The sequence below is a fragment of the Mycobacterium colombiense CECT 3035 genome (genome assembly GCF_002105755.1).
GTDB classification, from domain to species: domain Bacteria; phylum Actinomycetota; class Actinomycetes; order Mycobacteriales; family Mycobacteriaceae; genus Mycobacterium; species Mycobacterium colombiense.
In genome coordinates, this window is sequence record NZ_CP020821.1 from 3,486,081 (window position 1) to 3,496,864 (window position 10,784).

The following is a 10,784-nucleotide window of genomic DNA, read 5'->3' on the forward strand; positions in this document are numbered from 1 at the left end:
CGCATGACCGCACGGCCTCTCGAACTCGCGCTGGAAGCCAGCTTCGAACAGCTCGCCGCCTCGGCGCCGGCGAATGTCGGCGTCGCCATCGCCCGGCCGGACCGAACGTTTTCCCTGGGCAGCTGGTGGTCGGGCGTCGCATGGTCGACCATCAAGGTGCCGCTGGCGATCGCGGCGCTGCGCAACGATTGGCTGGGGTCGCGCGATCTGGTGATGAAGGCCATCACCGAATCCGACAATCGCGCGTCCGAACAGTTGTGGTCGCAATTGGGCGAACCGATGGACGCGGCGCGGCGGGTGCAGGCCGTGGTGGCCGAAGGCGGTGACACCGCGACGGTGGTCGAATCGCGGCGACTTCGCCGTGGCTTCACCGCTTTCGGCCAAACCGAGTGGAGCCTGCAGCGCCAAGCGCGGTTCGCCGCGGAGCTGTCGACCATCCCGGATGCCGTCGAAGTGATCGACCTGATGCAGCGGCTCGTCGCCGGCGACCAGTGGGGGCTGGCCGCCAAAGGCCATGCCGCGAAGGGGGGTTGGGGCCCGGGCATGCATGGCGGGTATCTGGTCCGCCAGTTCGGCATCGTGCCGACGCCGTCCGGCCAATGGGGTGTGGCGCTCGCAGCGGACGCGGACGACGGCGCGTTCGAGACGGGCGTCGACGTGGTCAATACCCTGACGGACTGGCTGCTGAGCCGGCTGCCGACCCTAGCCCGTTATTGACGGCACCACGGCGTCGATCAGATGGGGGCCGGGTTCGGCGAAGGCGGCACGCAGCGCGTCGGCCAATTCCTCGGCGGTGGCGACTCGTCGCGCGGGCACTCCCATGCCCTCGCTGATCTTCACGAAATCCATTGTGGGGTCAGACAAGTCGAGCAGCGCGAGCGCCTCGGGCCCGGGCGCGGACCCGGCCCCGACGCGTTGCAGCTCGATCCGCAGGATGTCGTAGGCGCTGTTGTTGTACAGCACGGTGGTCACGTTGAGGTTCTCACGGGCCTGCGTCCACAGTCCCGAAATCGTGTACATCGCCGAGCCATCGGATTCCAGGCACAGCACCGGACGGTGCGGCGCCGCCACCGCGGCGCCCACCGCGGCCGGGATGCCGTAGCCGATCGCCCCGCCGGTCAAGGTCAGCCAGTCGTGTGCCGGCGCCCCGGCGGTCGCCCCCGCAAGCAACACACCGGAGGTGTTCGACTCGTCGACCACGATCGCGGCTTCGGGCAACAGCGCCCCGATCACGTCGGCGGCGGACGCGGAGGTCAGCGGGCCCGTCGGCAGCTGCGGGCGCGACGCGGACGCCGCCGCCGCTTCGGTGCCCGGCGCCACCTGATCCGCCAGGGCGATCAAAGCCTCTGCCGCGCCGCTGTATTCGGCGAGCACGTGCACCTCGCAGCCGGCCGGTACCAGATCGCTGGGCATGCCCGGGTAGGCGAAGAACGACACCGGAGACTTGGCACCGGCCAGCACCAGATGCTTGGCGCCGTCAAGCTGGGCCGTGGCCGCTTCGGCGAAATACGCCAGCCTGTCGACGGCGGGGACGCCGGCGCCGCGCTCCAGCCGGGTCGGGAAGGTCTCACACAGGACGCGGGCACCCGTGGCCGCCGCGATGCGGGTGGCCGCCGCCAGCCCCGCACGGCGGGTCGCGTCGCCGCCCACCATGATCACCGTCGGCTCGCCGGAGCGAAGCACCTCGAGCACCTCGGGCGCCAGCAGCGGATCGGCGCCCGTCGGCCGCGCCTCCAGGTTGGAGAACAGCTGGGCGCCGTCGGACCAGGACACGTCGGCGGGCAGGATCAGCGTGGAGATCTGCGAACCCCACAGGCTGGCCGCGATGCCCTCGACGGCGTCGGCCGAGACCTGCGAGGCGTCACTGGTCCGGCGCACCCATCCCGAGACGGTGCCGGCCAGCGAGTCGATGTCGGATTCCAGTGGGGCGTCGTACTTTTTGTGATATGTGGCATGGTCGCCGACGACCACCACCATCGGCACCCGCGCACGACGGGCGTTGTGCAGGTTGGCCAGGCCGTTGCCGAGTCCGGGGCCCAGGTGCAGCAGTACCGCGGCCGGACGATCGGCGATGCGGGCGTAACCGTCGGCCGCGCCGGTGGCGACGCCCTCGAACAACGCCAGCACGCCGCGCATCCGCGGCACGGCGTCCAACGCGGCGACGAAGTGCATCTCGGACGTGCCCGGGTTGGCGAAACACACGTCGACGCCACCGTCGACCAGGGTGTTGATCAGGGCCTGGGCGCCGTTCACTTCATCGCCTCCAGTCGGAAAACTCGTTCGGCGTTGGCGCGCAGGAAATCTCGGCGAGCCTCATCGGTCAGCCCGAGTTCGTCCAGCCCCGCCAACGCGTGCTCGTGGGTGATCATCGGATAATTGGTGCCGAACAACACTTTTCGTTGCCCGGTGCCGGTCTTCATGAAGCGCACCAGTTCGTCCGGCAACCGCTTGATCGTGTAGGCCGAGGTGTCGATGTAGACGTTTTCGTGCTTGCGGGCGACCGCGACCATCTCCTCGGTCCACGGGTAGCCGACGTGGCCGCACACGATCACCAGCTCCGGGAAGTCCAGCGCCACCTGGTCGATGTAGGGGATCGGCCGGCCGGTCTCCGACGGGCGCAGCGGGCCGGTGTGGCCGACCTGGGTGCAGAACGGGACGCCGGATTCCACGCACTGGGCGAACAGCGGGTAGTAGCGACGATCGGTGGGCGGGGCGTTCCACAACCACGGCACCACCCGCAGGCCGACGAATCCCCCGTCGGCTATCCGGCGCCGCAGCTCCCGGACGGCCTCCATCGGGCGGTCCAGGTCGACGGTGGCCAGGCCGGCGAGCCGGTTCGGGTGTGCGGCAATCCATTGCGCCACCTCGTCGTTGGAGACGAGGTCCGCCCCGCCCGGCCCGCGCCAGGCGCTGAGCACACCCAGGTCGACGCCGGCGGCGTCCATCGACGCCAGGGTGGTTTCGATGGGGATGTCGGTGTCGGGGATCGTGCCGCCCGTCCACCGCCGCAGCGATGCCAGCATGTCGCTGCGCAGGAACCGCGCAGTCGGATGCTGCATCCAGACATCGATCGTCATGCGATTCGACTCTAGACCGGGGCCCGCCGGGGCCCGAGGTCAGATGGTCAGCGCCGCGCGGGCGCAGGCTTGCGTCTGCTGTGCGTAGCCGCCGCCGAAGAGCGCGACGTGCGCCAGCAGCGGGAAGAGCTGGTGCAGCCCGATGCGGTCGCGCCAGCCGGGCCGTAGCGGTCGCACGTCCTGGTAGCCGGCGATCACCGCGTCGTAGTGCGGACAGCCGAACAGCGCGAGCATCGCCAGGTCGGTCTCGCGATGGCCGGCGTGCGCGGCCGGATCGATGAGCACCACACCGTCGGGCGTCCACATCACGTTCCCGCTCCACAGATCGCCGTGCAGCCGGGCCGGCCGGTCGTCATCGTCGAAATCGCCCGCGCGGCAACGTGCCGCGACGGACTCGACGGCGTCGCGGGTGGCGGCATCGAGGCGCGGGGCCGCGAGTTCGGCCATCGGGGCCAGCCGTTCCTCGGCGTAGAACTCGCCCCAGTCGCGGTGCCGGCGCAGCGACATCGGCAGGGGCTGTGACAGCGGGCCGAAAAAGCCCGGGCCGTCCCACCCGTCCGGACCGGCACCGAACGCCTGGGCGCCGGCGTCGTGGGTGACGGCCAACCGGCCGCCGAACTCGCGGGCCGCCTCAGGGCTCGGGCCCGCCGATTCCAGCCGGCGCAGGGTCAGGCTGGTGTCGTCAAACGACACGACCTGCGCGCACGGCACGCCGCCGTCGGCGGCCGAAAGCCATTGCAGGCCGGCGGCTTCGCAAGCGAAGAAGCCGGCGGGTGCGGCCGGATTACGTTTGACGAAGTCGGTCACGCAGTGGCGTGAGCGGCGTGCACGTCGTCGGCCGGGCGGGCCTCGGTCTGCTCCTTGGCCCAGCGGTAGTCGGGCTTGCCCGCGGGCGAGCGCTTGACCTCGTCGACCAGCCACAGGCTGCGCGGCACCTTGTAGCCCGCGATCTCGGAGCGCACGAAGCTGTCCAGCTCCGACAGCGCGGGCCGGGCGCCCGGCCGGGGCTGGACGACGGCGGCGACGTGCTGGCCGTAGCGCGGGTCGGGCACGCCGACCACCAGGGCGTCGAAGACGTCGGGGTGCCCCTTGAGCGCGGCCTCGACCTCCTCGGGGTAGATCTTCTCGCCGCCGCTGTTGATCGAGACCGAGCCGCGGCCCAGCATCGTGACGGTGCCGTCGGCCTCGACCTCGGCGAAGTCGCCGGGGATGGCGTAACGCACGCCGTTGAACGTCTTGAACGTCTCGGCGGTCTTCTTCTCGTCCTTGTAGTAACCGACGGGAATGTTGCCCTTCTTCGCGATGAAGCCGCGCACACCGGAGCCGGGCTTGACCTCGTTGCCCTCCTCGTCGAGGACGACGGTGCGGTGGTCGATCGTCACGCGCGGGCCACCGGCGTGCGGCGCGTCCTTGGCGACGATGCTGGTGCCGCCGAACCCGGTCTCCGACGACCCGATGGAGTCGGTGATGACCCGGTTGGGCAGCAACTCGAGGAACTTCTCCTTGATGCTCGGCGAGAACAGCGCCGCGGTGGAGGCGAGCAGGAACAGCGACGACAGGTCGTATGCTTCGCCTTCCGCGCCTTCCTGGTGGGCCAGCAGCGCGTCCAGCAGCGGCCGCGCCATCGCGTCACCGGTGAAGAACAGCAGGTTCACCTTGTGCTCATGGATCGTGCGCCAGACCTCGTCGGCGTTGAATTCCGGTGCCAGCACGGTGGTTTGGCCCGAGAAGATCGACATCCAGGTGGCCGACTGGGTGGCGCCGTGGATCATCGGCGGGATCGGGTGTCGGACCATCGGCGGATTGGCCGCGGCGGCCTTGGCCAGGTCGTACTCATCCTTGACGAATTCGCCTGTGGCGAAGTCGGTTCCACCGAACAGCACCCGGTAGATGTCCTCGTGGCGCCACATCACGCCCTTCGGGAAGCCCGTCGTGCCACCCGTGTACAGCAGGTAGATGTCGTCGGCGCTGCGCGGGCCGAAGTCGCGCTCGGGTGAACTGCCCGCGATCGCGGAGTAGAACTCCACGCCGCCGTAGCGGCTGAAGTCATTGTCGCTGCCGTCCTCGACGACCAGGATCGTCTTGACGTCGGGAGTGTCGGGCAGCACGTTGGCCACCCGGTCGGAGTATTGGCGTTCGTGGACCAGCGCGACCATGTCGGAGTTCTCGAACAGGTAGCGCAACTCGCCCTCGACATACCGGTAGTTGATGTTCACCAGGATGGCGCCGGCCTTGACGATGCCGAGCATCGCGATGACGATCTCGATGCGGTTGCGGCAGTACAGCCCCACCTTGTCGTCCTTTTTCACCCCCTGCTCCAACAGGTAGTGAGCCAGGCGGTTGGCCTTCTCCTCTAGCTGGGCATAGGTCAACTTCTCGTCGCCGCAGATCAGGGCGACACGATCGGGCACAGCGTCGATGGCGTGCTCTGCAAGGTCGGCAATATTCAAGGCCACGGCCACCAAATTAGAACGTGTTACATTTCGAGGCAAGCTCGTACCCAATGTCGAGGGAAAGGCGGTAGCCGTGTCCGTGGAGAATGCCGGAACCCCAGCAAACACCGAGAACGGGGAAACCGGGCCCACCGAAGCCGATGCGCTGGTGGAGCAGCGCGGTCACACCCTCATCGTGACCATGAACCGGCCGCACCGTCGCAACGCCTTGAGCACCGAAATGATGGAAATCATGGTCCAGGCCTGGGACCGTGTCGACAACGACGACGACATCCGCGTCTGCATCCTGACCGGCGCCGGTGGCTACTTCTGCGCGGGCATGGACCTCAAGACAGCAACCCAGAAGCCGCCGGGTGAGTCGTTCAAGGACGGCAGCTACGACCCGTCGCGAATCGACGCCTTGCTCAAAGGCCGTCGGCTGAAAAAGCCACTGATCGCCGCCGTCGAGGGCCCGGCCATCGCCGGGGGCACCGAGATCCTGCAGGGCACCGACATCCGGGTCGCCGGTGAGAGCGCCAAATTCGGCATCTCCGAGGCCAAGTGGAGCCTCTACCCGATGGGCGGCTCCGCGGTCCGCCTGGTGCGCCAGATCCCCTACACCGTGGCCTGCGACCTGCTGCTGACCGGACGGCACATCACCGCCGCGGAAGCCAAGGACATGGGCCTGATCGGCCACGTCGTGCCCGACGGGCAGGCGCTGACCAAGGCGCTGGAGATCGCGGAGGTGATCGAGAACAACGGGCCGCTGGCCGTGCAGGCGATCCTCAAGACGATCCGCGAGACCGAGGGCATGCACGAGGAAGAGGCCTTCAAGCCCGACACCGCCAACGGCATTCCGGTGTTCCTCTCCGAGGACTCCAAGGAAGGCCCGCGGGCGTTCGCCGAGAAGCGCAAGCCCCAGTTCAAGAACCGCTGACGACGTCGCGAGCGTAAGCGCACTGCGGAATTGCGCCCGTTTTTGCGCAGTGTGCTTACGCTCGCGGGTCGAAGGTACCCCCGAATCAGCTCAGCAGCGGCGCGCTGGGGGTGAACACCACCGGCATCGCTTCCAGGCCGCTGACGAAGTTCGCCGGCCGCAGCGGCAGGGTCGAGTCGTCGTCGGCAAGCCGCAGATCGGGCAGGCGCTTGAGCACCCGCTCGGTCATCATCGACAGTTCCAGGCGCGCCAGCTGGTTGCCCAGGCAGAAGTGCGTGCCGAAGCCGAAGGCCATGTGGCTGTTCGGGTTACGCCGGATGTCGAAGCTGTCCGGGTCCTCGAACACCGACTCGTCGAAGTTGCCCGACTCGAACAGCAGCATGATCTTCTCGCCCTCATGCAGTGAGGTGCCGTGAAAGTCGGTGTCGGCCGTCAGGATCCGGCACATGTTCTTCACCGGCGACGTCCAGCGCAGCATCTCCTCGATGGCGCCGGGCAGCAGCGAGGGGTCGCGCACCAGGGCATCCCACTGGTCGCGGTGCCGCACCAGCTGCTCCGTCCCGCCGCTCAGCGTGTGGCGGGTGGTCTCGTCGCCGCCGATGAGGATGAGCAGCGTCTCCATGACGATCTCGTCGTCGGACATCCGCTGCCCCTCCACCTCGGCGTTCACCAGAATGGAGAACAGGTCGTCGGTGGGCTCGGCTCGCCGCTTGGTGATGATGTCCATGGTGAACGCGGTGTAGGCGGCGAAGGCGTTCATCACGCTCTGGGCGGTCTCCGATTCGGGGTCGATGTGCGAGCTCAGCCCGCACACCAGGTCGTCGGACCACTTCAACAACATGCCGCGTTCCTGGGGCAGCACGCCCAGCATGTCGCCGATCACCGCCATCGGCAGCGGGGCGGCGATGTCGCGGACGAAGTCACACTCGCCGCGCTCACACACCGCGTCGATCAGTGTGTCGCACAGCTTGGCGATGGACGGCTCCTTCTCCTTCACCCGCTTGCGGGTGAAGCCGGCGTTGACCAGCTTGCGCCGCAGCAGGTGTGCCGGATCATCCATGTCGATCATGTAGGGCATGCCGGGCTGATCGGGACGGATGCCGCCCGTGCTGGAGAACAGTTCCGGATTGCGTTCGGCGTCCAGGATGGCTTGATACGTGGTGGCACCGGCCAGTCCGTTGCGATCACGAAACACCGGCTGGTTGGCCCGCATCCAGCGATAGGCCTCGCGCGACGTGGGACGGTCGGCGTAGAAGTTGCCGTCGGTTAGGTCGATGTTCGAGATTGCTTCGGGGATGGTCGAAGTCATTCACAGCCTCCAGATATTGACGAGCGGATTACAGTAACCGGCATGCCTGAGTCACAACACGTAGTTGCGGGGACAGTCCTCACCATGCCGGTGCGGATACGAAAAGCGGACGTACACACCGCGATGTTTTCGGTGGATGCGCAAGCGGCACAACGCCTTATCGACTACAGCGGCCTGCAGGTCTGCCAGCCCCGCCCCGGTCGGGCGGTGGTGAACCTGATGCTGGCACGCTACATCGACGGCGATTTGGGGCAGTACCACGAATTCGGTACCTGCGTCATGGTCAACCCGCCGGGCTCGACGGCCCGCGGCTGGCGGGCCCTGGGCGATGCGGCCGCGTTCATTCACCATCTGCCCGTCGACCAGAGCTTCACCCTGGAAGCGGGGCGCTCGATCTGGGGATTCCCAAAGATCATGGCGGACTTCACCGTTCGTGAGCACGGCCGGTTCGGATTCGACGTCAGCGCCGACGGCGCGCACATCGCGGGCATCGATTTCGCCCGCGGGGTGCCGGTGCCCTCGATGTTCACGTCGCGCCCGCAGGTGCTCAAGACCTACACCTTCGCCGAGGGCACCACCCGGGAAGTGCCCTGGGAGATGCGGGTGCGCGGGCTGCGCGGCCGGCCCGGCGGGGCGACGTTGCGCCTCGGCGACCACGCGTACGCCGAGGAGCTGGCGTCGCTGGGCCTGCCGAAGCGCGCGATGGTCTCCGGCTCGGTCGGCCACGTCGAGATGACCTTCGGCGACGCCCAGCCGCTCGGCTGACCGGCCGGCCCGGCGTCCCTTGCCCGACTGCGCATCGCGCTGCACGCTCTGCATCGTCGCCGGGCGGGTCATCCGGACAATCTAGAACGCGTTCTAAGCCCCTGGCAAGAAAATTAGAACGTGTTCTAGTTTGTCGCGGGCGGTCGTCAGATCAGCGTCGCCAACTCGCGGACCTGCTCCGTACTGCGGCCGGACACCACCATCATCGTGACGCCGGCGGCCTCCCAGGCCTTGATCTGCTTACGCACGTAGTCGAGGTCGCCGACGATCGCGGCGTCGTCGATGACCTCGTCGGGGATGATTTCGGCGGCCTTGTCCTTCTGGTTGCTGCGGAACAGCTTGGTGACGTCGTCGACCACTTCGGAGTAGCCCATCCGGCGGTAGACGTCGGCGTGGAAGTTGGTGTCCTCCGCGCCCATCCCGCCCATGTAGAGCGCGATGTAGGGCTTCATGGCCGCGAAGGCGGCGCCGCGGTCCTCGGTGATGACGATGTTGGCCGTCGCGCAGATTTCGAAGTCCTCGCGGCTGCGGCGAGCGCCCGGACGGGCGAACCCCTCGTCCAGCCACTCGTTGTAGGTGTCGGCCATGCGCGGGGTGTAGAAGATCGGCAGCCAGCCGTCGCAGATCTCGGCGGCCAGCGCGACGTTCTTCGGTCCCTCGGCGCCCAGCATGATCGGGATGTCGGCCCGCAGGGGATGGGTGATCGGCTTGAGCGGTTTGCCCAGACCCGTTGCCGGCCCCCGGACCCCGTCCTTCAAAGGCAACGGGTAGTGCGGCCCGGCGCTGGTCACCGGGGCCTCGCGCGCCCACACCTGCCGGATGATGTCGATGTACTCACGGGTGCGGGCCAGCGGCTTGGGGAACGATTGGCCGTACCAGCCCTCGACCACCTGCGGGCCGGAGACGCCGAGGCCGAGGATGTGCCGCCCACCGGACAGGTGGTCCAGCGTCAGGGCCGCCATGGCGCAGGCCGTCGGGGTGCGGGCGGACAGCTGGACCACCGACGTGCCCAACCGGACCCGCGACGTCGACGACCCGAGCCAGGCCAGCGGGGTGTAGGCGTCCGAACCCCACGCCTCGGCGGTGAAGATGGCGTCGTATCCGGCCTCCTCGGCCGCGGCGACGAGCTCGCCGTGGTTCTGTGGCGGCTGAGCGCCCCAATATCCCAGCTGCAATCCCAGCTTCATCGTCGTTGCCCTTCCCGTCGTAGACCCGATGTTGAATCCGTTCTTAGAACCTGTTCTACTCGATGACGTGACAGCCAGCTCGAGTAGCCCGCCCCTGATGGATCACCCTGAGCCACCGCTCTCCGCGCCACTGACGTTGTCCTTCGACTACACCCGTTCGGTCGGCCCCACGCTGAGCAAGTTCTTCACCGCGCTGCGTGACCGCCACGTCCTGGGTGTCCGCGGATCGGATGGCCGGGTGCACGTGCCGCCGCCCGAATATGACCCGGTCACCTATGAGCCGCTGGGCGAGATGGTACCGGTGTCCAGTGTCGGCACCGTGGTCTCGTGGACCTGGCAGCCCGAGCCGATCGAGGGCCAGCCGCTGGACCGGCCGTTCGCGTGGGCGCTGATCAAGCTGGACGGCGCCGACACTCCGCTGATCCACGCCGTTGACGCGGGCGAGCCGAAGGCCATCAAGACCGGCACCCGGGTGCATGCGCACTGGGTGGACGAGCCGGTGGGCGCCATCACCGACATCGCCTATTTCGCGCTCGGCGACGAAGCCGAAACAGTGACCGAGCAGTCGGACGGCGACAAAGACCCGGTGACCATGATCGTCACGCCCGTCTCGCTGACCATCCAGCACAGCGCCTCGCACGAGGAGAGCGCCTACCTGCGGGCCATCGCGCAGGGCAAGCTGCTCGGCGCGAAGACGATGAGCGTGAGCGGGGAAAAGGGAAAGGTCTACTTCCCGCCGCACGGCGCCGACCCGGCCACCGGTCAGCCGACGACCGAGTTCGTGGAGTTGCCGGACAAGGGCACCGTCACGACGTTCGCGATCATCAACATCCCGTTCCAGGGCCAGCGCATCAAGCCGCCCTACGTGGCGGCGTACGTGCTGCTCGACGGGTCCGACATCCCGTTCCTGCATCTGGTCGCCGACATCGACGCCCACGAAGTACGGATGGGCATGCGGGTGGAGGCGGTGTGGAAACCCCGCGAGGAGTGGGGATTTGGCATCGACAACATCGAGTACTTCCGGCCGACCGGGGAACCCGACGCCGACTACGACACCTATAAGCACCACCTGTAAAG

Annotated in this window: 10 protein-coding genes; 4 read left to right on the forward strand and 6 right to left on the reverse strand. The window is 68.0% G+C overall.

Going from position 1 to position 10,784, the window contains the following annotated elements:
• Positions 1-3 precede the first annotated feature (3 nt).
• Positions 4-717: a serine hydrolase gene (locus B9D87_RS16180; RefSeq protein ID WP_007772491.1), complete on the forward strand. Its 714-nt coding sequence runs from the start codon at positions 4-6 to the stop codon at positions 715-717.
• Here the strand turns inward: B9D87_RS16180 and B9D87_RS16185 are convergent.
• The 4 genes from B9D87_RS16185 to B9D87_RS16200 are packed head-to-tail and all read right to left on the reverse strand — an operon-like array spanning position 703 to position 5,539.
• Positions 703-2,253 carry an acetolactate synthase large subunit gene (locus B9D87_RS16185; RefSeq protein WP_007772489.1) on the reverse strand — a complete coding sequence of 517 codons (1,551 nt, stop codon included), beginning with the start codon at positions 2,251-2,253 and terminating at the stop codon, positions 703-705. The genes B9D87_RS16180 and B9D87_RS16185 overlap by 15 nt on opposite strands.
• Entirely contained in the window at positions 2,250-3,077 is an 828-nt protein-coding gene (locus B9D87_RS16190) for an amidohydrolase family protein (RefSeq protein ID WP_007772488.1), read from the reverse strand. Before B9D87_RS16190 ends, B9D87_RS16185 begins: the two co-directional genes overlap by 4 nt.
• A gap of 39 nt (positions 3,078-3,116) precedes the next feature.
• Entirely contained in the window at positions 3,117-3,884 is a 768-nt protein-coding gene (locus tag B9D87_RS16195; protein WP_007772486.1) for a fructosamine kinase family protein, read from the reverse strand.
• Complete coding sequence (locus B9D87_RS16200) at positions 3,881-5,539, reverse strand: acyl-CoA synthetase (protein ID WP_007772485.1); 1,659 nt, start codon at positions 5,537-5,539, stop codon at positions 3,881-3,883. Before B9D87_RS16200 ends, B9D87_RS16195 begins: the two co-directional genes overlap by 4 nt.
• A gap of 70 nt (positions 5,540-5,609) precedes the next feature.
• Between B9D87_RS16200 and B9D87_RS16205 the strand changes: the two genes are divergently transcribed.
• On the forward strand, positions 5,610-6,446 hold the full coding sequence (locus B9D87_RS16205; protein WP_167540325.1) for a crotonase/enoyl-CoA hydratase family protein: 837 nt from the start codon (positions 5,610-5,612) through the stop codon (positions 6,444-6,446).
• Between the two features lie 85 nt (positions 6,447-6,531).
• Here the strand turns inward: B9D87_RS16205 and B9D87_RS16210 are convergent, their stop codons facing one another.
• Positions 6,532-7,755 carry a cytochrome P450 gene (locus B9D87_RS16210; protein WP_007772482.1) on the reverse strand — a complete coding sequence of 408 codons (1,224 nt, stop codon included), beginning with the start codon at positions 7,753-7,755 and terminating at the stop codon, positions 6,532-6,534.
• A gap of 42 nt (positions 7,756-7,797) precedes the next feature.
• On the opposite strand from B9D87_RS16210, the gene B9D87_RS16215 reads away from it, so the two are divergent.
• Positions 7,798-8,520 (forward strand): acetoacetate decarboxylase family protein, encoded by a 723-nt coding sequence (locus B9D87_RS16215; RefSeq protein WP_007772481.1) that lies wholly within the window; start codon positions 7,798-7,800, stop codon positions 8,518-8,520.
• Positions 8,521-8,666: 146 nt separating this feature from the next.
• Here the strand turns inward: B9D87_RS16215 and B9D87_RS16220 are convergent, their stop codons facing one another.
• Positions 8,667-9,707, reverse strand: coding sequence for an LLM class F420-dependent oxidoreductase (locus B9D87_RS16220; RefSeq protein WP_007772480.1), 1,041 nt, complete (start codon positions 9,705-9,707; stop codon positions 8,667-8,669).
• A 67-nt stretch (positions 9,708-9,774) separates the two neighbouring features.
• On the opposite strand from B9D87_RS16220, the gene B9D87_RS16225 reads away from it, so the two are divergent.
• Positions 9,775-10,782: a Zn-ribbon domain-containing OB-fold protein gene (locus B9D87_RS16225; RefSeq protein WP_007772479.1), complete on the forward strand. Its 1,008-nt coding sequence runs from the start codon at positions 9,775-9,777 to the stop codon at positions 10,780-10,782.
• Positions 10,783-10,784: the final 2 nt, after the last annotated feature.